This window comes from Kitasatospora sp. MBT66 (assembly GCF_000710405.2).
GTDB classification, from domain to species: Bacteria; Actinomycetota; Actinomycetes; order Streptomycetales; family Streptomycetaceae; genus Kitasatospora; species Kitasatospora purpeofusca.
This window is the reverse complement of sequence record NZ_JAIY01000008.1, coordinates 559,430-580,505: the sequence shown is the minus strand read 5'-3', so window position 1 is coordinate 580,505 and position 21,076 is coordinate 559,430. Positions and strand designations below refer to the sequence as shown.

At 74.4% G+C, this 21,076-nt stretch carries 19 protein-coding genes; 14 read left to right on the top strand and 5 right to left on the bottom strand.

Features of this window, described 5'->3' with window-relative positions; translation table 11 throughout:
- Positions 1-259: 259 nt before the first annotated feature.
- Entirely contained in the window at positions 260-598 is a 339-nt protein-coding gene (locus tag BI06_RS24090) for a DUF2218 domain-containing protein (protein WP_030397748.1), read from the top strand.
- 42 nt (positions 599-640) lie between these two features.
- Here the strand turns inward: BI06_RS24090 and BI06_RS24085 are convergent, their stop codons facing one another.
- Both BI06_RS24085 and gabT read right to left on the bottom strand, forming a co-directional pair.
- The gene (locus BI06_RS24085; protein ID WP_082558638.1) at positions 641-1,531 is read right to left on the bottom strand and encodes a phosphatase PAP2 family protein; all 891 of its coding nucleotides are present in this window, start codon (positions 1,529-1,531) and stop codon (positions 641-643) included.
- A gap of 204 nt (positions 1,532-1,735) precedes the next feature.
- Positions 1,736-3,091 (bottom strand): 4-aminobutyrate--2-oxoglutarate transaminase, encoded by a 1,356-nt coding sequence (gene gabT, locus BI06_RS24080; protein WP_030397746.1) that lies wholly within the window; start codon positions 3,089-3,091, stop codon positions 1,736-1,738.
- A gap of 240 nt (positions 3,092-3,331) precedes the next feature.
- On the opposite strand from gabT, the gene BI06_RS24075 reads away from it, so the two are divergent.
- From BI06_RS24075 to BI06_RS24065, 3 genes are all read left to right on the top strand, one after another.
- Complete coding sequence (locus BI06_RS24075) at positions 3,332-5,413, top strand: hypothetical protein (protein ID WP_051741701.1); 2,082 nt, start codon at positions 3,332-3,334, stop codon at positions 5,411-5,413.
- Between the two features lie 148 nt (positions 5,414-5,561).
- A complete protein-coding gene (locus tag BI06_RS24070) occupies positions 5,562-7,127 on the top strand; it encodes a PucR family transcriptional regulator (RefSeq protein WP_030397744.1) in 1,566 nt (521 codons plus the stop codon).
- A 152-nt stretch (positions 7,128-7,279) separates the two neighbouring features.
- A complete protein-coding gene (locus tag BI06_RS24065; RefSeq protein WP_030397743.1) occupies positions 7,280-8,722 on the top strand; it encodes an aldehyde dehydrogenase family protein in 1,443 nt (480 codons plus the stop codon).
- 73 nt (positions 8,723-8,795) lie between these two features.
- On the opposite strand, the gene BI06_RS24060 is transcribed toward BI06_RS24065, so the two are convergent.
- On the bottom strand, positions 8,796-9,461 hold the full coding sequence (locus BI06_RS24060; RefSeq protein ID WP_043471283.1) for an NAD(P)H-binding protein: 666 nt from the start codon (positions 9,459-9,461) through the stop codon (positions 8,796-8,798).
- 129 nt (positions 9,462-9,590) lie between these two features.
- On the opposite strand from BI06_RS24060, the gene dxr reads away from it, so the two are divergent.
- From dxr to BI06_RS24035, 5 genes are all read left to right on the top strand, one after another.
- A complete protein-coding gene (dxr, locus tag BI06_RS24055; protein WP_043471280.1) occupies positions 9,591-10,820 on the top strand; it encodes a 1-deoxy-D-xylulose-5-phosphate reductoisomerase in 1,230 nt (409 codons plus the stop codon).
- A gap of 108 nt (positions 10,821-10,928) precedes the next feature.
- The gene (locus BI06_RS24050; RefSeq protein ID WP_037782398.1) at positions 10,929-12,233 is read left to right on the top strand and encodes an RIP metalloprotease; all 1,305 of its coding nucleotides are present in this window, start codon (positions 10,929-10,931) and stop codon (positions 12,231-12,233) included.
- A 140-nt stretch (positions 12,234-12,373) separates the two neighbouring features.
- Positions 12,374-13,534: a flavodoxin-dependent (E)-4-hydroxy-3-methylbut-2-enyl-diphosphate synthase gene (gene ispG / locus BI06_RS24045; protein ID WP_030397739.1), complete on the top strand. Its 1,161-nt coding sequence runs from the start codon at positions 12,374-12,376 to the stop codon at positions 13,532-13,534.
- A 155-nt stretch (positions 13,535-13,689) separates the two neighbouring features.
- On the top strand, positions 13,690-14,565 hold the full coding sequence (locus BI06_RS24040; RefSeq protein WP_051741699.1) for a GNAT family N-acetyltransferase: 876 nt from the start codon (positions 13,690-13,692) through the stop codon (positions 14,563-14,565).
- Positions 14,566-14,669: 104 nt separating this feature from the next.
- On the top strand, positions 14,670-15,263 hold the full coding sequence (locus BI06_RS24035; RefSeq protein ID WP_051741697.1) for a GNAT family N-acetyltransferase: 594 nt from the start codon (positions 14,670-14,672) through the stop codon (positions 15,261-15,263).
- Here the strand turns inward: BI06_RS24035 and BI06_RS24030 are convergent.
- Together BI06_RS24030 and BI06_RS53745 are read right to left on the bottom strand one after the other, a co-directional pair.
- Complete coding sequence (locus tag BI06_RS24030) at positions 15,236-16,153, bottom strand: aminoglycoside phosphotransferase family protein (RefSeq protein ID WP_043471277.1); 918 nt, start codon at positions 16,151-16,153, stop codon at positions 15,236-15,238. The two genes, BI06_RS24035 and BI06_RS24030, sit on opposite strands and share 28 nt — an antisense overlap.
- Positions 16,154-16,251: 98 nt before the next feature.
- On the bottom strand, positions 16,252-16,791 hold the full coding sequence (locus tag BI06_RS53745; protein WP_082558649.1) for a ferritin-like domain-containing protein: 540 nt from the start codon (positions 16,789-16,791) through the stop codon (positions 16,252-16,254).
- Between the two features lie 811 nt (positions 16,792-17,602).
- On the opposite strand from BI06_RS53745, the gene rimP reads away from it, so the two are divergent.
- The 5 genes from rimP to BI06_RS24005 all read left to right on the top strand — a co-directional run bounded on the left by rimP (position 17,603) and on the right by BI06_RS24005 (position 20,909).
- A complete protein-coding gene (gene rimP / locus BI06_RS24020; RefSeq protein WP_030397734.1) occupies positions 17,603-18,133 on the top strand; it encodes a ribosome maturation factor RimP in 531 nt (176 codons plus the stop codon).
- A 57-nt stretch (positions 18,134-18,190) separates the two neighbouring features.
- Entirely contained in the window at positions 18,191-19,192 is a 1,002-nt protein-coding gene (gene nusA / locus BI06_RS24015; protein ID WP_030397733.1) for a transcription termination factor NusA, read from the top strand.
- A gap of 126 nt (positions 19,193-19,318) precedes the next feature.
- Positions 19,319-19,564 carry a YlxR family protein gene (locus BI06_RS24010; protein ID WP_043471274.1) on the top strand — a complete coding sequence of 82 codons (246 nt, stop codon included), beginning with the start codon at positions 19,319-19,321 and terminating at the stop codon, positions 19,562-19,564.
- 197 nt (positions 19,565-19,761) lie between these two features.
- On the top strand, positions 19,762-20,247 hold the full coding sequence (locus BI06_RS53740; protein ID WP_369826209.1) for a translation initiation factor IF-2 N-terminal domain-containing protein: 486 nt from the start codon (positions 19,762-19,764) through the stop codon (positions 20,245-20,247).
- Positions 20,145-20,909: a hypothetical protein gene (locus tag BI06_RS24005; RefSeq protein WP_051741695.1), complete on the top strand. Its 765-nt coding sequence runs from the start codon at positions 20,145-20,147 to the stop codon at positions 20,907-20,909. The genes BI06_RS53740 and BI06_RS24005 overlap by 103 nt, the downstream gene beginning before the upstream one ends.
- The last annotated feature ends 167 nt before the right edge of the window (positions 20,910-21,076 follow it).

The window sequence follows — 21,076 nt, the reverse complement described above, 5'->3', positions numbered from 1 at the left end:
CGGTGCTGCCCTGCTCGGCGCTGTCCCGCTCGCTGCTGTCCCGCTCGGCACGGTCGGGGGTGCCGGTGCCGGGGGAGGAGCTCGCCGCGTCGTCGGTCGGCGTGGTGGTCATGGGCGGCTCTCCTCGGCAGGTGTTCGACCAAGGGTATCGGCCGTTCCGGGGGCGCCCGGAAAAATGTTGAGTAAGACTCAGTATCTGGGTTAGCGTAGGCGACGAGTGAGGGCACCCTAAGTTCCCTCCCCTGATCCTGGAGGGCCCGTGCCCCGCTCCGAAGCCCGCGTCGCCACCGACCGTTCCGCCCGCTACGCCAAGCAGCTCGCCGCCCACATGGGGCGCAAGATCAAGGCCGACTGGTCCGAGGAGACCGGCCGCGGCACCCTCGTCTTCGGCGCCGGCACCGCCACGCTGGAGGCCACCCCCGACGCGCTGCTGCTCGCCGTCGAGGGCGAGACCGAGAACCTGCCCGGACTGGAGGACGTGGTCGGCCGCCACCTGGTCCGCTTCGGCGCCCGCGACGAACTGGTCGTCGAGTGGCGCCGTGACAACGGCGAGGCCGGCCACGTCCACCGCAACGAGGAGGAGCCGGCCGAGGGCTGATCCCTCCGGACGGCCCGGCGTTCCCTGCCCGGGCCCGGGGCCTCAGTGCCCCGGGCGCCGTCGGGGCGCGGACGGGCGGCCGGTGAGCGGCCACCGGGCCAGCGTCCACAGGACCAGGCCGCCCAGGCACCAGCTGGCCACCACGTCCAGCAGCCAGTGGTAGTCGCTCCACACCAGCCCCAGTCCGACACCCACGGCCAGTAGCGTCGCCGCCGCGGCGAGCGCCCGCCGCCCGCGCGGCGCGGCCGTCCGCGCCAGCAGCAGGGCCGCCACCCCGTACCCGAGCGTGGCGGTCGCGGTGTGGCCGGACGGGTACCAGCCCCACTGGTCCGCCGCCAGCGGCAGCCCGAACGGGCCGGGCCGGGCGAACCAGGCCTTCGCCGGCACCACCAGCAGCGGGATCAGCGCGGCCGTCAGCACCGCCACCGGCACCGGCAGCCACCACCGGGCGAACCCGGCCCGGAACTCCCGCCGGGCCGCGACCGCCCCGCCCAGCAGCAGTACCGGCACCGCCACCGAGCCGCCGCCCAGGTCGGAGAACGCCTTGCCGAGGTGGTTGAGCAGAGTGCTGTGCAGCGCGTGCCGGGTCTCCCGGACGGCGTGCCGGGCCCAGTGGTCCAGCTCCAGCAGCGGTCCGTCCACGGCGACCTGCCAGGACACCAGCAGGAGCACCAGGACCAGGACCGCCGGCACCGCGGGCCGGGCGAGGACGCGAGGCAGCCGCCCCGGAGCAGGGGGGAGAGCTCCGGGGCGGCCCTGATGATCGCCGTTCCGTGCGTCCCGGGGGGTGTGGGCCGGACGGCCGGTCGATCGGCTTTCGGTGTGCACCGCCCCGTACGGGACGGCCTGGTTGTCCTCGCGGCCCTCGCGCGGAGCCGCCCCCTGGGGCGACGCCGCGGACGGCTCCGCCCATGGCTGGGGCTCGCTGTCCATCTGTGATGACACTACGTCAAGGTCCTTGCGCGGCCGAGGAGCTTCAGCGATTCCGCACACCATCTTCACCGTCCGCGCCGGGGGCGTCACACCGGGTTCGAAACCCAACGGCCCGCGGGGACTGAGGTCCCCGCGGGCCGTTCGGCGCTGTCCGGACATCCCTCCGGCGGGTCTTCGGGCGCGGCCCCGGGGCCGCGGGCCGGATCAGACGGTGGCGAAGGCGCCCTCGATGATGTCCAGGCCCTCGTTCAGCAGGTGCTCCGGCATGACCAGCGGCGGCAGGAAGCGCAGCACGTTGCCGTAGGTGCCGGCGGTCAGCACGACCAGGCCCTCGGCGTGGCAGGCCTTGGCGATCGCCGCGGTGGCCTCCGGGTGCGGCTCCTTGCCGCCCGGCTTGACCAGCTCGACGGCGATCATCGCGCCGCGGCCGCGGACCTCGCCGACGCGGACCCGGTCGGAGTCGGCGTACTTCTCCTGGATCGCCCGCAGGCGGCCCAGCATGACCTCGCCGATCCGCTGCGCCTTGCCGTTGAGGTCCAGCTCCTTCATGGTCTCGATGGAACCCAGCGCGGCCGCGCAGGCCACCGGGTTGCCGCCGTAGGTGCCGCCCAGGCCGCCGGCGTGCGCCGCGTCCATGATCTCGGCGCGACCGGTCACCGCGGCCAGCGGCAGACCGCCGGCGATGCCCTTGGCGGTGGTGATGAGGTCCGGGACGATGCCCTCGTCGTCACAGGCGAACCACTGGCCGGTGCGGCAGAAGCCGGTCTGGATCTCGTCCGCGACGAAGACGATGCCGTTCGCCTTCGCGTACTCGACGATGGCCGGCAGGAAGCCCTTGGCCGGCTCGATGAAGCCGCCCTCGCCCTGGATCGGCTCGATGACGATCGCGGCGACGTTCTCGGCGCCGATCTGCTTGTTGATGAGGTCGATCGCCTGCGCGGCGGCCTCGGCGGCGCAGTTCTCGGCACCGGTCAGCCAGCGGTAGGGGTAGGCCACCGGCACCCGGTGGACCTCGGGGGCGAACGGACCGAAGCCCTGCTTGTACGGCATGTTCTTCGCCGTCATGCCCATGGTGAGGTTGGTGCGGCCGTGGTAGCCGTGGTCGAACACCACGACGGCGGTGCGCTTGGTGTACGCGCGGGCGATCTTCACCGCGTTCTCGACCGCCTCGGCGCCCGAGTTGAACAGGGCGGTCCGCTTGTCGTGGTCGCCCGGGGTCAGCTCGTTGAGCTGCTCGGCGACGGCGACGTAGCCCTCGTACGGGGTCACCATGAAACAGGTGTGCGTGAAGGCGGCGAGCTGCTCGGAGGCCTTGGCCACCACGGCCTCGGCGCTGTTGCCGACATTGGTCACGGCGATGCCGGAGCCGAAGTCGATCAGCGAGTTGCCGTCCACGTCCTCCAGCACGCCGCCGTTGGCGCGGGACACGTACACCGGCAGGGTGGTGCCGACGCCGGCCGCCACCGCACCCAGCTTGCGGGCCTGCAGCTCCTGCGACTTCGGACCGGGGATCGCGGTGACCAGGCGGCGCTCCTGCGGGAGCGGCGTTGCGGCGCTCATGGGTTTCTCCAGACTTCTCGGCTCGGTAGTTCGCAGGCTACGGGGGCGTTCGCCGGGCAGGCATGCGCCACTCGGTAGCACTGGGCCGTCCGACTTGTCCGGGGCGGCCAGCCCGGACGGAGCCGCTACCGGGAGGCTCCGCTCCACTACATTGAGCGCGGGCGTGTCGCCGGGGCGGTGGCATGGGTATGGGCGGCACCGACGGCGGTCGGGCCGGCGGGCGAGGGAACGGGGCCGTAGATGGGACTGGACGGGGCACGCAGCCACGACGAGCGGACCACCGCCACCCCCCGCACCCCGATGCCGCACCCGCGTCCGCCGGCCCGCGTGCCCTTCGACCTCGCCGCCTGGGCCTCGGCCCCGCGGCCCGAGGCCGACCCGGGCGTCTTCCGCCAGGACCACCGGCAGCTCGACCCCGACCGGGCGGAGGCCGCCAAGGTCCCCACCTGGCCGCTGCTGCTGCGGGCGGGGCTGAACGCGGTGGTGGGGTGGTTCGCCTATCTCTACGGCACCCAGCTGCTGATGTACCTGCTGGTCTGGTTCGGTCGGCAGACCGGGATCGGCCCGCTCGCGGAGCCCTCGGAATCGGGGGCGATGTTCACCCTGCTGATCGCCAACGTGGCGGTCCTCGCCGTCGTCATCAAGGTCTTCGGCCGGATGGGCCGCTGGCCGGAGGTGTGGCGGCGCTACGCCCTGCCGCTGCTGTCGCGGACGGTGACGGAGGAGGTGCCCGCCGCCGAGGAGGAGCAGTCGGAGGCGGCCCGGCGGCGGGATCCGTGGGCGGTGCTGCGGCAGGGCGGCGCGGGCGTCGCGGCCGGTCGGCTGGACGGTGAGGCGGTCGGGGACGTCGACTACGTGCGGATCCGGCGGGCCTGGGAGTCGGCCCAGGCCGACCCGGCCTTCCTGCCGGCCTTCGTCGAGCAGGTGTCGCTGCGCGGCGCCGCCGCGTTCGCGCACCCCTCGGAGGCGCGCGAGCTGCCGGGCCGGGCGGAGCGGCACGACCTGCTGCTGGGCCAGGTGCGGCTCGGTACCGCGCAGGACGTGCCGAAGAACCCGCTGACCCACCGGTCGGCCGGTTTCGCGCTGGACCCGGTGGTGCTGGGCACCTCGCTGCTGGCGGTGGGCCCGGCCGGGACGGGGAAGACGGCGCGGCTGGCCCGTCCGGTGGCCGAGGCGCTGTGCCTGCAGGCGCTGGCCGGGACGGCGTGCGCGGTGGTGATCGGGGCGGCGGACGCCGACCTGGGGCCGGACGCCTGGTACGACGTGGTGATCGCCCCGGGCGACCCCGCGTCCCGCTACGGGCTGGACCTCTACGGCGCGGCCCAGGATCCGGACGAGGCGGCGGCCCGGCTGGCCGAGGCGCTGCTGCCGGACGAGCTGACGGCGCGCGCCGAGACCGCCCGGACGGCCCTGCAGCAGATGGTCGCCCCGTTCCACGCCGCGTTCGGCCGCTACCCGGGCGTGCGCGAGCTGCGGGCGCTGCTGGCCGGTGAGCCGGAGTCCTTGGAGGCCCTGGTGAAGGGGCTGCGGGCGGCGGAGCGGCTGGGCTCCTTCGAGCGGGACCTGGAGCACCGGGAGCACCAGCGCGGCCGGGCGGACGATCCGGGCGCGCTGCTGGCGGACCGGCTGGCGCTGCTGGACCGGCCGGCCTTCGAGGGGGCGTTCGCGACCGACGGCACGGGCCGGCCGCCGTTCGCGATGCGGGTGCTGGACCACCCGCTGCGGGTGCGGGTGAAGCTGCCGGAGCGCAGCCACCCGGAGGCGGCGCGGATGCTGTCGCGCCTGCTGGTGGGGCAGTTCGTGCAGGCGGCCGGGTCGCGCGGGGACCGCTCGCTGTTCGCGGGCCTGGTGGTGGACGACGCCTCGGCGGCGCTGGACGCCGGGATCGTGCGCGGTCTGCAGCGGCTGCGCGGGGCGAACGCCGGGGTGGTGCTGCTGCTGCGCACGCTGGTGGACCTGCCGGAGGCGCTGCGGGCTCCGCTGTTCGGGGCGGTGGGCTGCCGGGCGGCGTTCCCGGGCATCGCGCCGTGGGACGGGAAGCTGTTCTCGGAGGCCTGGGGCACCCATCTGGTCCGCGAGACGGCGGTGACGCTGGCCCCGGACACCTCGGGCGGCATCGTGCGGCGGGCCGGGCGGCTGGGGCGCAAGGCGCTGTCGGGGACGACGGCGCAGACGGAGTCGGTGACCACCCGGGAGGTGGAGCGGCTGCGCTGGTCGCCCTCGGACCTGGCGCACGCCCTGCCGGCGGGGCACGCGGTGGTGTCGCTGACGGCGGTGTCGGGGGAGCAGGTGCCGCCGCTGCTGGTGGACCTCCGGGGCTGAGGCGGGCCCCGAAGCTCGCCTCGGAGGTGGATTCGGCAGTGCCGGTTGTCCGGAGCGTCCATAATGAGAAGTGGGGATCCCCCTGGACTCCCGGCTCTCCCCCCGCCCGGCCGCAACGGCGCGGTCGCGTCGCTCCCCCGAAGGTGCCATGCCCCCCACACTTGCCTCCGTCGTCCGCAACACCTCGCTCCATCTGACGGTCCTCGCCGGTGCGGACCACCTGGAGCGGCCGGTCCGCTGGGTGCACACCAGTGAGCTGGACGACCCGACGCCCTTCCTCGAAGGCGGTGAGCTGCTGCTCACCACCGGTATCAAGCTGGGCCGCACGGCCGCCCGGCTGCAGGCGTACGTGCACCGGCTGGCCGACGCGGGGGTGGTCGGGCTGGGGCTCGGGGTTGGGCTGTCGCACACGGAGGTGCCGCAGCCGCTGGTGGACGCGGCGGCGCAGCGCGGGCTGCCGCTGCTGCGGGTGCCGGAGCCGACGCCGTTCATCGCGATCAGCAAGGTGGTGTCGGCGGCGCTGGCGGCCGAGCAGTACGAGGCGGTGACGACCAGCTTCGAGGCGCAGGAGGAGCTGACCCGGGCCGCGCTGGGCAAGGACGGCACCACGGCGGTGGTGCGTCGGCTGGCGGCCCGGCTGGGCGGCTGGGCGGCGTTGTACGACGGTTCGGGCGCGCTGTCGGTGGTGGCGCCGGACTGGGCGGCGCGGCGGGCCGGTCGGCTGGCGGCGGAGGTGGACCGGCTGCGGCGGCGTCCGGCGCCGTCGAGTGCCGCGCTGCAGGGCCGGGCGCCCGGGATAGACACGGCGGACGAGGACTACGTGGTGGTCCAGTCGCTGGGGGCGGACCGGCGGGCGCGCGGGTTCCTGGCGGTGGGCACCGAGGACCGGATCACGCCGACCGAGCGGTATGTGCTGAACGCGGCGGTGGCGCTGCTGACGCTGACCCTGGAGCGGTCGCGGGAGCTGCGGCAGGCCGAGGAGCGGATGGGCGCGGCGCTGTTGCGGATGGTGCTGGCCGGGGAGGTGGCGACGGCGCGGCTGGTGGCGGCGGGCCTGTTCGGCGGGCTGCCGGAGGGCACGGTCCGGGTGCTGGTGGCCGGGGCCGGCCAGGGGGTGGACGCCGGGGAGTCGCTGGGCGAGCTGGGCGACCGGGCCGAGCAGGCGGGTTCGCGGGTCGGCGAGAAGCTGCTGGTGGCGCGGGAGGACGGCGCGCACGGGCCGCGGCTGATGGTGCTGGCGCTGGACAACGGCGCGGTGCACCGGGCCTGCCTGGGTGTGGTGGAGGAGCACGAGGGTCTGTCGCTGGGCGTGTCGGCGCCGGCCGCGCTGGAGGACGCCGGGACGGCGCACGCGCAGGCCGAGCGGGCGCTGGCGGTGGCGCTGCGCGGTGGGCGCCGATCGGTGGACCACGAGGAGGTCGGCGCGGGCTCGCTGCTGCCGCTGCTCGGGGAGGACGCCGTGACGGCCTTCGCCGAGGGGCTGCTGCGGCCGCTGCGGGAGCACGACCGGACGGCGCGCGGCGATCTGGTGGCCTCGTTGCGGGCGTGGCTGTCGCGGCACGGGCAGTGGGACGCGGCGGCGGCCGATCTCGGGGTGCACCGGCACACCCTGCGGTACCGGATGCGGCGGGTCGAGGAGCTGCTGGGCCGGTCGCTGGACGACACGGACGTCCGGATGGAGCTGTGGCTGGCGCTGCGCTCGGGCGAGGAGTAGCCGCAGCGGTCGGCCCGCTGGACGCGGTGGAGTGGCCGCGCGGGCGAACGCTACTCCGTGTCCAACCCGGTCGGCGCGTCGGCCGCCCTACCCTCGATTGCGGCTCCACGTCCGTGGGGTCCTGACGACGACGAGGAGAGGCCGGTACCACGGTGACCACCACGTACGATTTCTGGCTGGCCGGCCGCCGGGCGAGCGGCGACGCCGACTTCGAGGTGCACAACAGCTGGGACGGCCGCCTGGTCGGCAAGGTGAGCATCCCCACCGAGGCGCAGGTCGAGGAGGCCCTGGAGGCCGCCGTCGCCGCGCTGCCGGTGTTCGCCGCGACCCCGGCGCACGTGCGTTCCGCCGCCCTGGACCACGTGGCCCGGCGGCTGGCCGAGCGCACCGAGGAGATCGCCCAGCTGATCACCGCGGAGAACGGCAAGCCGATCAAGTGGGCCCGCGGCGAGGTCGGCCGTGCCGTCTCGGTGTTCCGCTGGGCCGCCGAGGAGGCCCGCCGGACCAACGGCGAGACCATGCGGCTGGACACCGACCCGGGCGGCGTGGGCCGTTTCGCGCTGGTGCGCCGCTTCCCGCGCGGCGTGGTGCTGGGCATCGCCCCGTTCAACTTCCCGCTGAACCTGGTCGCGCACAAGGTCGCCCCGGCGATCGCGGTCGGCGCGCCGATCATCCTCAAGCCGGCCCCGGCGACCCCGCTGTCGGCCATGGTGCTGGGCGAGATCCTGGCCGAGACCGACCTGCCGGCCGGTTCCTGGAGCGTGCTGCCGGTCCCGAACGACCGGATGCCGGCCCTGGTGCAGGACCCGCGGCTGCCGGTGATCTCCTTCACCGGTTCGGACAAGGTCGGCTACCAGATCATGGACTCGGTGCCGCGCAAGCACACCACCCTGGAGCTGGGCGGCAACGCCGCGGCCGTGGTGCTCGCCGACTGGTCCTCCGAGGCGGACCTGGACTGGGCGGCCACCCGGATCGCGATGTTCGCCAACTACCAGGGCGGCCAGTCCTGCATCTCGGTGCAGCGTGTGATCGCCGACGCCTCGGTCTACGACGCGCTGGTGGAGAAGGTCGTCGCCAAGGTCGCCGACCAGGTCACCGGTGACCCGAACGACGACGCCACGGACGTCGGCCCGCTGGTCGACGAGAACGCGGCGAAGCGGGTCGAGTCCTGGGTGGACGACGCGGTGGCCAAGGGCGCGAAGCTGCTCGCCGGCGGCACCCGCGAGGGCGCGACCTACGCCCCGACCGTGCTGGCCGAGCTGCCGGCGGACGCGATCCTGGCGACCTGCGAGGTGTTCGGCCCGGTGCTGTCGCTGCACCGGGTGGACGGTGTGGACGAGGCCTTCGCCGCCGTCAACAACTCGCCGTTCGGCCTGCAGGCGGGCGTGTTCACGCACGACCTGCAGACCGCCTTCCGCGCCCACCGGGAGCTGGAGGTCGGCGGTGTGATCATCGGCGACGCGCCGTCCTACCGCGCCGACCAGATGCCGTACGGCGGCGTCAAGGACTCCGGCGTCGGCCGTGAGGGCGTCAAGTACGCGATGGACGACTACACCGTCGAGAAGGTCATGGTCCTCAGCGGCCTGGACCTCTGAGACAGGTGCTGACGAAGGGCCCGGCCGCGGTGCGGTCGGGCCCTTCGGCGTGCCCGGCGTGCCGGGGGAGCGCTCAGTCCCGGCCGGCGGCGGCCGCGACGGCCTCGGCGACGGTGGCGTCGCCGGAGAGCAGGTCCAGGGTCTTCCCGGCGGTGCCGGGCTCGTGCAGCAGGGCGGCCAGCACGGCGGCGACGTCCTGCCGGTCGACGGCGCCGCGCGGGAGGCCGGGGGCGAGCCGGACCAGTCCGGTGCCGGGTCCGTCGGTGAGGCGGCCGGGGCGCAGCACCGTCCAGTCCAGGCCGGGGCGGGAGCGGACGGCGTCGTCGGCGGCGCCCTTGGCCCGCAGATAGGTCTGGAAGCCCTCGTCGGCGGGGTACTCGGCCCGGGCGTCGGCGCCCATCGAGGAGACGATCAGGTAGCGGCGGACGCCGGCGAGTTCGGCGGCGTCGGCGAGCAGGACGGCGGCGTCCCGGTCGACGGTGAGCTTGCGGGCGGCGCCGCTGCCCGGTCCGGCGCCGGCGGCGAACACCACGGCGTCGGCGCCGTCGAGCAGCCGGGCGAGTTCCGGCGCGGTGGCGGCCTCCAGGTCGAGCAGCAGCGGTTCGGCGCCGGCGGCGGCGAGGTCCTCGGAGTGTTCGGGGCGGCGGACGATTCCGGCGGGCCGGTCGCCCCGGTCGGCGAGCAGCCGTTCCAGTCGGAGGGCGATCTGTCCGTGGCCCCCGGCGATGACGATGCGCATGGCTCCGACGGTAGCCCGGGGCGCGGGCGCCGTCCTGGGGAACCGGTGCGGCGGGTCCGCGCGACCGCCGCGGTGGATCGGGGGAACCCGTGGTGCGGGGGAGGGTGTCGGGCAGGCCACAATGGGCGCATGACTTCGCTCGCCCACCCGCAGCTGCGGTTCACCCCCGAGGTGACCGACCCCTCCGGCCCCCGGGAGTTGGTGATCCTCGGATCGACCGGTTCGATCGGTACCCAGGCCGTCGACGTGGTGCTCCGCAATCCGGACCGGTTCCGGGTGGTGGCCCTGTCGGCGGCCGGCGGCCGGGTGGAACTGCTCGCCGAGCAGGCGGTCCGGCTGGGTGTGCGCACCGTGGCGGTGGCCGATCCGGCGGCGGAGCCGGCGCTGCGCGAGGCGCTGGCGGCGAAGGCCGCGGGCGGGCCGCTGCCGACCGTGCTGGCGGGTCCGGACGCGGCGACCGAGCTGGCGGCGACGGAGTGCCACTCGGTGCTGAACGGCATCACCGGGTCGATCGGTCTGGGCCCGACGCTGGCGGCCCTGCGGGCCGGCCGGGTGCTGGTGCTGGCCAACAAGGAGTCGCTGATCGTCGGCGGCCCGCTGGTGAAGGCGGTGGCGCGGCCGGGGCAGATCGTCCCGGTGGACTCCGAGCACGCCGCGCTGTTCCAGGCGCTGGCCGGCGGCACCCGGGCCGAGGTCCGCAAGCTGGTGGTGACCGCGAGCGGTGGCCCGTTCCGCGGCCGCGGCCGGGCGGAGCTGGCCGGGGTGACCCCCGAGGACGCGCTGGCGCACCCGACCTGGGCGATGGGCCCGGTCGTCACGATCAATTCGGCCACCCTGGTGAACAAGGGCCTGGAGGTGATCGAGGCGCACCTGCTGTACGACGTGCCGTTCGACCGGATCGAGGTCGTGGTCCATCCGCAGTCGGTCGTGCACTCGATGGTGGAGTTCACGGACGGTTCCACCCTGGCGCAGGCGAGTCCGCCGGACATGCGGATGCCGATCGCGCTCGGCCTGGGCTGGCCGGACCGGGTCCCGGACGCGGCCCCGGGCTGCGACTGGACGAAGGCCGCGACCTGGGAGTTCTTCCCGCTGGACGACGAGGCCTTCCCGGCCGTCCAGCTGGCCCGCGAGGTCGGCACCCTGGGCGGTACCTGCCCGGCCGTGTTCAACGCCGCGAACGAGGAGTGCGTGGAGGCCTTCCTGAAGGGCCGCCTCGCCTTCACCGGGATCGTGGACACTGTTGCGAAGGTCGTGGCCGAGCACGGTGCCCCGGCCGGGGGAACTTCGCTGACGGTGGAGGACGTCCTGCACGCGGAGGACTGGGCGCGCGCCCGGGCCCGCGAGCTGGCGGCGGGCTGACGGTCCGCCCGGACGGGCAGTGCCACCGGGGCGGGTCCGCCGGACGGCGCCGCCCGGCGGACCGGTACGACGACAGGACGATCGGAGCGGAATGACGGAGGCGCAGCGGTGGCAACGGTGATGACGGTGGTCGGCATCCTGGTCTTCGTACTGGGACTGCTCTTCTCGATCGCCTGGCACGAGCTCGGCCACCTCTCCACGGCCAAGCTGTTCGGCATTCGGGTGCCGCAGTACATGGTCGGCTTCGGGCCGACGATCTGGTCGCGGAAGAAGGGCGACACCGAGTACGGCCTCAAGGCCGTTCCCCTGGGCGGGTACATCCGGATGATCGGGATGTTCCCGCCCGGTGCGGACGGGCGGATCACCCAGCGTTCGACCTCGCCCTGGCGGTCCATGATCGAGGACGCCCGGGAAGCCTCCTACGAGGAGGTGAAGGAGGGCGACGAGTCCCGGCTGTTCTACACGCGCAAGCCGTGGAAGCGCGTGATCGTCATGTTCGCCGGGCCGTTCATGAACCTGCTGCTCTCGTTCGGGCTCTTCCTGACCGTGATGATGGGCTTCGGCGTCTCGATGGCGGTGCCGACCATCGGCACCGTCTCGGAGTGCGTGGTCAAGGCCGGCCAGGCGACCGACACCTGCCCGGCGGACGCCCCGGCGGCGCCCGCCTTCCAGGCCGGGCTGCGCCCGGGCGACCGGGTGGTGTCCTTCGACGGCGACCGGATCGGCAACTACGAGCAGCTGCAGGGCGACATCCGGAAGTCGGCCGGCAAGAAGGTCGAGCTGGTGGTCGAGCGCGACGGTCAGCGACTGACCCTCGAACCGACGATCGCCGTCAACGACGTGCAGAAGTACGACGACCAGGGCCTGCCGGTCAAGGGCGAGACGGTGCGGGCGGGCTTCCTCGGCTTCACCCCGACCACGGGCGTGGTCCGGCTCGGCCTCGGGCAGTCGGTGGACCGGATGTACGACATGGCGGAGAACGGCGTGGAGTCGCTGGCCGCGCTGCCCGGCAAGATCCCCGGGCTGTGGCACTCGGTGGTCGACGGCGCCCCGCGCGAGGTGGACTCCCCGATCGGCATGGTCGGGGCGGCCCGGGTGAGCGGCGAGGTGTTCTCGCTGGACATCCCGGGCAGCCAGCGGGTCGCCTACTTCGTCAACCTGCTCGCCGGGATCAACCTCTCGCTGTTCCTCTTCAACATGCTGCCGCTGCTGCCGCTGGACGGCGGTCACATCGCGGGCGCGGTCTGGGAGTCGGTGCGCCGCCGGTTCGCACGGATGTTCCGCCGCCCGGACCCCGGTCCGTTCGACGTGGCCCGGCTGATGCCGCTCGCGTACGTGGTGGCCAGCGTGTTCATCGGCTTCACCCTGCTGGTGCTGGTGGCCGACCTGGTGAACCCGGTCAAGATCAGTTAGAGCGGCGGGCCGGTGGGTGCGCGGGCGCCCGTTCCCGTGGCGTACCGTTGGAGCCCGGGCGTGCGATCGTCGGCGCGCCCGGGTTCGGTCGTCCCAGCGGCCGGGCCGACCACACATCGACCCCGGGGAACCCTGCGCACATGACCGCGATCTCGCTCGGTATTCCGTCTCTGCCGCTCAAGCCGCTCGCCAAGCGCCGGGTCTCCCGTCAGATCATGGTCGGCAACGTGCCGGTCGGCGGCGACGCGCCCGTCTCGGTGCAGTCCATGACCACCACGCTGACCTCGGACATCAACGCCACGCTGCAGCAGATCGCGGAGCTCACCGCGTCCGGCTGCCAGATCGTGCGGGTCGCCGTCCCGTCCCAGGACGACGCGGACGCGCTGCCGATCATCGCGAAGAAGTCGCAGATCCCGGTGATCGCCGACATCCACTTCCAGCCGAAGTACGTCTTCGCCGCGATCGACGCCGGCTGCGCCGCGGTCCGGGTCAACCCGGGCAACATCAAGGCCTTCGACGACAAGGTCGGCGAGATCGCCAAGGCCGCCAAGGGCGCCGGCGTGCCGATCCGGATCGGCGTCAACGCCGGCTCGCTCGACAAGCGCCTGCTGGAGAAGTACGGCCGGGCGACCCCCGAGGCGCTGGTCGAGTCCGCGCTCTGGGAGTGCTCGCTGTTCGAGGAGCACGACTTCCGCGACATCAAGATCTCGGTCAAGCACAACGACCCGGTCGTGATGATCAACGCCTACCGCCAGCTCGCCGCCGCCTGCGACTACCCGCTGCACCTCGGTGTCACCGAGGCCGGCCCCGCCTTCCAGGGCACCATCAAGTCCGCGGTCGCCTTCGGCGCGCTGCTGGCCGAGGGCATCGGCGACACCATCCGGGTCTCGCTGAGCGCCCCGCCGGCCGAGGAGATCAAGGTCGGCAACCAGATCCTGGAGTCGCTCGGCCTGCGCCAGCGCGGTCTGGAGATCGTCTCCTGCCCGTCCTGCGGCCGCGCCCAGGTGGACGTCTACAAGCTCGCCGAGGAGGTCACGGCCGGCCTGGAGGGCATGAACGTGCCGCTGCGCGTCGCGGTCATGGGCTGCGTCGTCAACGGCCCGGGCGAGGCCCGCGAGGCCGACCTCGGTGTTGCCTCCGGCAACGGCAAGGGCCAGATCTTCGTCAAGGGCGAGGTCATCAAGACCGTCCCCGAGTCCAAGATCGTGGAGACCCTGATCGAGGAGGCGTTCAAGATCGCCGAGCAGATGGAGTCGGAGGGCGTCGAGTCCGGCGCGCCGACCGTCACCGCCGGCGAGTGACCCACCCCGGTGCCGGGTAGGTCCGCGCTGTACTTCCGGAAGCGGGGCCGTCCGTTCGCGGACGGCCCCGCGGCCGTGTCCGGGTGGGGGCAGGGAGTAGGGTGCGGCCACAGTCGTCTCAGTAAGGTGCTGTCTCGATGCTCGATCGAGGTGTGATGCTCCCCAGCTCGTTCCAGGCCGCCCGCGCCCTGGCGACCACCCGCGTGCTGGAACCGCCGGACCTCGCCGACGCCCTCGCCGTGCTCCACCGCGACCCCGTCGCCAACGCCTTCGTGGCCACCCGGGTGGAGGCCGTCGGCCTCGACCCCTGGCGGCTCGGCGGCGAGATGTGGGGCTGGTACGACGAGCACGGCGAACTCGACGCGCTCTGCTACGCCGGGGCCAATCTCGTCCTGGTGGACGCCGGCCCGCAGGCCGTCCAGGCCTTCGCCGAACGCGCCCGCAGACAGGGGCGCCGCTGCTCCTCCATCGTGGGCCCGGCCGGTCCCACCTCGGCCCTGTGGGCGCTGCTGGAGCGCAGTTGGGGGCCCGCCCGTGAGGTCAGGGCGCACCAGCCGCTGCTCGCCACCACGGTGCCGTCCGCCGAGATCGCCCCGGACCCGCTGGTGCGGCGGGTGCGGCGGGACGAGGTCGACATCCTGATGCCGGCCTGCGTGGCGATGTTCACCGAGGAGGTCGGCGTCTCGCCGCTGGCCGGTGACGGCGGGCTGCTGTACCAGGCCCGGGTCGCCGAACTCGTCACCACCGGACGCTCGTTCGCCCGCTTCGGCGAGGACGGCGAGGTCGTGTTCAAGGCCGAGATCGGGGCCGTCACCGAGGGCGCCTGCCAGATCCAGGGGGTCTGGGTCGCGCCCGAGCACCGGGGCCAGGGGCTGTCCGAGACCGGGATGGCCGCAGTGCTGGAGGTCGCGCTGCGCGAGGTCGCGCCGGTGGTGTCGCTGTACGTCAACGACTACAACCTGCGGGCGCGGGCCTCCTATCGGCGAGTGGGGTTCCGCGAGGTCGGGGCGTTCATGAGCGTGCTGTTCTGAGGGCGGACCGGCCGCCGCCGGCCGGGTTGCCGGTGCGGGCCGCGCGGCGGGTGGCCGGGGGGTAACGTCCGGGGCATGGAACGGGTGACTGGGGTGATGTCTGGGTGACCGGGGTGACTGGGCCGGCCGGGGTGCGGATCGAGGCCATCGACCTCGCGGCATGGGCTCCGCAGGCGCTCGACGTCCAGGCGGTGGCCTTCGGGCTCACGCCCGAGGAGGTCATGGTCCGGCTCCACATCGTCGGACGGCACGCCCAGCAGCCCGGGGTGATCGCGCTCGGGGCGGTCAGCGGCGGCCGGCTGGTCGGCTTCGGCTACGGGATGCCGAACCGGCGCGACCACTGGTGGAGCACCGTGATCGAGCCCTATCTGGTCGCCCGGGGGTACGGGGCCTGGCTGGACGGCGTCTTCGCCGTCACCGAACTGCATGTGCTGCCGGAGTTCCAGGGGCGCGGCGTCGGCTCGGCGCTGATCCGGACCCTCACCGCGCGGTCGGGGGCGGACCGCAGCATCCTCTCCGCGATCGACGCGGAGACGCCGGCCCGGCGGCTCTACCGCTCGCTGGGCTACCGGGACCTCGCGCGGGCCGTGCACTTCCCGAACACCGAGCGGCGCTACGCGGTGATGGGCGCTCCGCTGCCGTTGCGCGGGGCGGGCGGCGCGGACGTGGTTCAGAGCGCGCCGGCGAACTCCAGGTAGAGCTCGGCGTCGGGGCGCCGGCCCGCGGCGAGGGCGGCGCCGGCGAGGTCCACGGCGCGGACCAGGGTCCAGCCGCGCAGGCGGTCGCGGTCCACCTCCAGGGCTTCGGCGAGCTGGTGCAGCCGGCGGCGGACGGCGGCCGGGAGGCCGGGGGAGCCGACCAGGGTGTCGGCGCGGTCCAGGGTGAGGCGGGCCAGGTCGTAGGCGCGTTCGCCGACCAGCGGCCGGGGGCCGATCGCCAGCCAGGGGGCGCGGTCGGCGGCGAGCACATGGCCGTGGTGGAAGTCGCCGTGCAGCAGGAACTCCTCGGTCGCGGAGGCGGCGAGGTCGGCGGCGGCCTCCCGGGCCTCGGCGAGGAGGGGGCCGGCCTCGGCCGGGAGCTCCGGGGCGGTGGCGGCGGGCGCCGGGGCGGGCGGGCCGGGGAACGCGTGCCCCGGGGGGACGGGGGTCCAGAGCCGGTGCAGCAGGCTGGTGGCCTCCAGCATCGCCTTGGGCTCGGCGAGGGAGCGCAGCGGGATCTCGCCGTGCAGGCGCTCCAGGAGGAGGACGGTCGTCCCGGGGTCGGGGGCCGCCGTGTCCAGGAGCAGCACGGCGCCGCGGCCGGCCCAGGCGCTGAGGGCCTCGGCCTCGTGGGCGGTGCCGGGGGTGCGGAGGGAGACCTTGAGCACGGCCGGGGCGAGGTCGTCGTCGCGGTGGACGTAGGCGACCAGGGCGAGCGAGCCGCCGGGGTCCAGGACGCGGTCCAGGGTGAGGCGCAGTCGGGCGAGTTCGGCGGTGACGAGGGCGGGGAGCGCGGCCAGCCAGCGCTCCGCCTCCTCGGGGCGGACGGCGTTGACGTTGCGCGCGAGCCGCTCGGGGACGGTGATCTGCCCTGGTGCTGCTGCCGACATGCCGGCCTTTCGGTAGCGGTTCCCCCGTGGTGGTACGCCTCCATTGTCGGTGATGGGAGGGCCGGGGCCCGCTGGGGCGGAGCGCGGGCCGCGCTCCGTTACGGGGTGGGGGTACTCGTCCCGGCGGGGGTGTCGGCGATGCCGGGGAAGGCTGTGGGGGCGGCACCCCACTGGCGGGCGCGGAGCGCGGACTCGCGCAGGGCGTCGGCGGCCAGCGGCCGTTGGGGGGTGGGGACGGCGGCGACCAGGTCGGCGTAGACGCCGGTCAGCCGGGTCTCCAGGTGGGCGGCGAGGCGGCCGGCGGAGGCCGCGTCGGTGACCGGGAAGGGCAGCTGGTAGCCGGCGGCCGCGGGGTCGGGGGTGGCGCCGGCGCCGGAGAGGAGGCGCTGCCAGGCGTCGCGGCGGGCCTGGTGGGCGGCCAGGGCGGTGCGGGCCGCGGTGCGCTGCCCGTCGTCGGTGACGCGGGCGCCGACCACGCCGTAGCCGTAGACGGCGGCGTGCTCGGCGCCGAGGGCGTCCTGGAACGGGGCGGCCGTGCCGCCTGCGGAGGCGGTCGTGGACGCGCTGGTGGAGGCGGACGGCGAGGCGGACGGTGCCGGGGCGGCGGCAGCGGCCGGGGCGGCGTCACCGAGGGCCACGGCGTGCAGGACGCCGGCCGCGGAGACCGAGGCCAGCAGGCGGGCCAGCGGCGGGGAGGCGGCGCCCAGGTCGGCCAGCCGGGCCTGGGCGGTCTGGCGTTCGAGGGAGGCCAGCGCGGCGGTGGTGGGCACGGTGGCGGCCGTGGTGGAGGCGGTGGCACCGGGGGTACTGCCGGACGCGGTGGTGCCCGACGCGGTGGCGCCGGGGGTGCCGGTGCCGGTGGAGGGCGTCGGCGTCGGGGTGGCGGTGTCCAGGGCCGCGCGGTGGCGGGCGACGTCCTCGCGCAGCGGCTGCAGCTGGGGAGCCTGCGGGAGCAGGGCGTCGTAGGCGGCCAGCAGGGCGTCGGTGGCGTCCAGGGCGCGGCGGCGGACCGGCTCGTCGGGGTCGGGGCGGCTGTGGTCGCCGGCCGGGCGGCCCGGGTCCTGGTGGGGCGAGTCGGTGCAGGCGGTCAGCGCTCCGCCGGTGAGGAGCAGCCCGAGGGCCAGGAAGGTCCGGCGGCTGGGCGGCTGCATGGGTGTCACTCCGGGGGCGGGTACGGGAGGACGGCCTGCCCTCGCTGGCGTGAATAATTACAGAATCCTCACCTGTGCGGGCGTGGATTGCCCTCCCGGCGGGCGCGGGCGGCCCGTGTGAGCTTGCTCGCACCGGGCCGGGAGGGGCTGGCGCTGCCGGGGGCGGAATCGGTGGTTGGGCGGTTCACCGGCTAGGCTTTGGGCCGAGCTGCCGCGACCCGGCCGCGCGCCGGAACGGCGCCGGTGGGTGCGGTGCGACCTTCCGACAACAGCAGACGCGGCCGAGGAGTCCACCCGGATGAGCACCACCCACATCGACCGGCTGCGTGCGTTGCTGGAGCCGCTGGCCGCGCAGTCGGGCCTGGACCTGGAGGACGTCAAGGTCACCCAGGCGGGCAGCCGCCGCCAGGTGCAGATCGACGTGGACGCCGACGGCGGCGTGGACCTGGACACCGTTGCCGAGTTCAGCCGGCTGGTCGGCGAGGCCCTGGACGAGTCGGACGTGATGGGTTCCGGCGCGTACGTGCTGGAGGTCGGATCACCGGGTGCGGAGCGTCCGCTGGACCTTCCCCGGCACTGGATCCGCGCCGAGGGCCGGCTGGCCAAGATCCACCTGGTCGACGGCGGGGAGATCGTCGCCCGGGTGCTGGCGGCCGACGAGGACGGCGCGCTGGTCGAGGTGCAGCCGGTCAAGGGCCGCGGACGGGCCAAGGAGCGCCGGCTGGAGTACGCCGAGGTCGACCGTGCTCGCGTCCAGGTGGAGTTCAACCGCAAGGACGACGAGCAGCTCGACGAGCTGCTCGAAGAGGGGGACGACGGTGCGGAGTGACGACCTGCGCACCGACCGCACCATGAAGAACGTGACGAAAGACGAGGAGGCGTAGCCGTGGACATCGACATGAGTGCCCTGCGCACGCTGGTCAGCGAGAAGAACATCCCCTTCGGCCTCGTGGTCGAGTCGATCGAGTCGGCCCTCCTCACCGCGTACCACCGCACCGAGGGCTCGCGCCGCCGCGCCCGGGTCGAGCTGGACCGCCAGTCCGGCCACGTGACGGTCTGGGCCACCGAGGACGCGTCGGAGCTGGACGAGGGCGTCGAGCCGAAGGAGTTCGACGACACCCCTAGCGGCTTCGGCCGGATCGCCTCCAGCATCGGCATGCAGGTCATGATGCAGCGGCTGCGCGACGCCGCCGACGACCAGACCTTCGGCGAGTACGCGGGCAAGGAGGGCGACATCGTCACCGGTGTCGTCCAGCAGGGCAACGACCCGAAGAACGTGCTGGTCGACATCGGCAAGCTGGAGGCCATCCTGCCGCCGCAGGAGCAGGTCCCGGGCGAGGACTACCGGCACGGCACCCGGCTGAAGTGCTACGTCGTGGCCGTGCGTCGGGGCGTCCGCGGGGCGTCGGTGACGCTGTCGCGCACCCACCCCAACCTGGTCCGCAAGCTGTTCGCGCTGGAGGTCCCGGAGATCGCGGACGGCAGCGTCGAGATCGCCGCGATCGCCCGTGAGGCCGGCCACCGGACGAAGATCGCGGTCTGGTCACGCCGCCAGGGCCTGAACGCCAAGGGCGCCTGCATCGGCCCGATGGGTGCCCGGGTGCGCGCGGTGATGGGCGAGCTGCACGGCGAGAAGATCGACATCGTCGACTGGTCGGAGGACCCGCGCGAGATGGTCGCCGCGGCGCTGTCCCCCGCGCGGGTGACGAGTGTGGAGATCGTCGACCTGGCGCAGCGCTCCGCACGGGTGATCGTGCCGGACTACCAGCTGTCGCTGGCGATCGGCAAGGAGGGGCAGAACGCCCGCCTGGCCGCCCGTCTGACCGGCTGGCGGATCGACATCCGACCGGACACCGAGGGCGCCGAGCCGGAGTCCCCGGCCGAGTAGTCGTTGTTGTCGGAGCCCCCCGCCGTTCCCCCCGGAACCGGCGGGGCGGCGCCATGTCCCTTCGGAGGGGTAGACTTGCCTTCGTCTGGCCGGACGCATGTCCGAGCACGCCCGGAACGCACCTGCGTGGGCTGCCGCAAGCGCGCGGCCAAGCACCAGCTGTTGCGTGTCACGGCGGTCGAGGGCGTCTGCGTCCCTGATCCACGTGGCGCACTGCCGGGCCGGGGAGCGCATCTGCACCCTGAACCGGCCTGTCTCGACCTCGCGGTCCGCCGACGGGCGTTCCCCCGGGCCTTCCGGCTCCAGGGCGCGCTCGACACCGAGCGGCTCCGCGGGTTCATCGAGGAGCGGGTGAGCGACAGCTCCCCGTGACAGCGCGCCGCTCGCGCGGCGGAGAACCACCGCAACAAGCACGGCGCACGGGCAGCCGTACGTCGTGCCACCAGTCAGGTACCTCGCGATGTGGAAGTAGGTCGAGATTGCGATGAGCACTCGATGAGTACGCGATGAGTACGCGATGGGTACGCCCATGAAGTAGCGACAGTCCGGCGGACGAGACCCCCGGACTCATGAACAGGAGTGAAGTGGCTAAGGTCCGGGTTTACGAGCTCGCCAAGGAGCTTGGTTTGGAGAGCAAGGCCGTGATGGCCAAGCTCACCGAGCTGGGCGAGTTCGTCCGTTCGGCGTCCTCGACGATCGAGGCGCCGGTCGTGCGCAAGTTGACTGACGCGCTTGGCGTTGCCCCCACCGGTGGTGGCTCTGCTGCCAAGCCGGGCCCGCGGAAGCCCGCGGCGCCCCAGCCCTCGGCCGGTTCGGCCGCGGGCGCACCCAAGCCGGGTGCTCCGACCCCGGGTCCGCGCCCCAGCGCGACCCCCGGTCCCCGTCCGACCCCTGCGGCCACGGTGCCCCCGCGGCTCCGGCCGCGCCGTTCACCGCTCCGCCGTCGGCGCCGGTGCCGGTCCCGGCTCCGGCTCCCGTCCACGCCCCGGCCCCGGCGGCGCCCGCCGTCCGGACCGGTTCGCCGATCAACGACCCCGGCCTCCAGCCGGCGCTGATCACCGCCGGTGCCGCCGCCCTGCTGGCCGGTGGTGCGGCGCTCGGCCAGGTCGGGCTGGCGCTGGTGCTCGTGCTGCTCCAGGGTCTGACGGCGGCCGGCTGGTTCCGGCTGAACGGCATGTGGCCGGCCCGGCAGGGCATCGCGCTGGCCGCGCTGTCCGGCGTGGTGGCCGACGTGGCGGTGCTGCTGGCCGACGAGGACGGCGGCACGGCGGCCGTGGTCGGCACGCTCGGCGGGTTCTTCCTGCTGGTCCTGGTGCTGCAGACGTTCCGCCCGGCCGATCCCAAGGAGCGGTTCTACGCGCTGACCGTGCTCGGTTCGGCCACCGTGGTGACGGTGCTCTGCACGGCGCTGCTGCTGTCGGACTGGGTGCCGGCGGCGGTCGGGGCGGTCGCGCTGGCGACGCTGCTGGCGGCCGCGCCGCTGCCCGGGCCGAAGTGGCTGGGCCCGTTGCTGGGGTTGCTCGCGGCGGTCGGGCTGGGTCTCGCGGTCGGCGCCCCGCCGGCGCTGGGCGCGGCGGCCGGTCTCGGCGCGCTGATCGGCCGCCGGGTGGCGGGGTACGACTTCCCGTCCCGGTTCGTGCACATGACGGCGGGCGTGGCGCTGCCGCTCGCGGTCGCGTCGCCGCTGGTGTGGATCGCCACGACCCTGCTCGGCTGACCGCCGCCGCCGAGGCGGCCTTCCCCACGACGTCCCGCCCCGGAACCATGCTCCGGGGCGGGACGTCGTACGGTCGTGCGGAGCGGCCGTACCGGAGTTCCCGGGTCCGCCGCCGCGAGGACCGACCGCGGCGAACGACACGTGGCGACAGCGAACGACAGCGAACG

Coding starts and splice junctions, on each gene's coding strand:
- BI06_RS24085 (WP_082558638.1), bottom strand. CDS start 1,531: ATGGACAGCGAGCCCCAGCCATGGGCGGAGCCGTCCGCGGCGTCGCCC.
- gabT (WP_030397746.1), bottom strand. CDS start 3,091: ATGAGCGCCGCAACGCCGCTCCCGCAGGAGCGCCGCCTGGTCACCGCG.
- BI06_RS24075 (WP_051741701.1), top strand. CDS start 3,332: ATGGGACTGGACGGGGCACGCAGCCACGACGAGCGGACCACCGCCACC.
- BI06_RS24070 (WP_030397744.1), top strand. CDS start 5,562: ATGCCCCCCACACTTGCCTCCGTCGTCCGCAACACCTCGCTCCATCTG.
- BI06_RS24060 (WP_043471283.1), bottom strand. CDS start 9,461: ATGCGCATCGTCATCGCCGGGGGCCACGGACAGATCGCCCTCCGACTG.
- dxr (WP_043471280.1), top strand. CDS start 9,591: ATGACTTCGCTCGCCCACCCGCAGCTGCGGTTCACCCCCGAGGTGACC.
- ispG (WP_030397739.1), top strand. CDS start 12,374: ATGACCGCGATCTCGCTCGGTATTCCGTCTCTGCCGCTCAAGCCGCTC.
- BI06_RS24040 (WP_051741699.1), top strand. CDS start 13,690: ATGCTCCCCAGCTCGTTCCAGGCCGCCCGCGCCCTGGCGACCACCCGC.
- BI06_RS24030 (WP_043471277.1), bottom strand. CDS start 16,153: ATGTCGGCAGCAGCACCAGGGCAGATCACCGTCCCCGAGCGGCTCGCG.
- rimP (WP_030397734.1), top strand. CDS start 17,603: ATGAGCACCACCCACATCGACCGGCTGCGTGCGTTGCTGGAGCCGCTG.
- BI06_RS53740 (WP_369826209.1), top strand. CDS start 19,762: ATGAACAGGAGTGAAGTGGCTAAGGTCCGGGTTTACGAGCTCGCCAAG.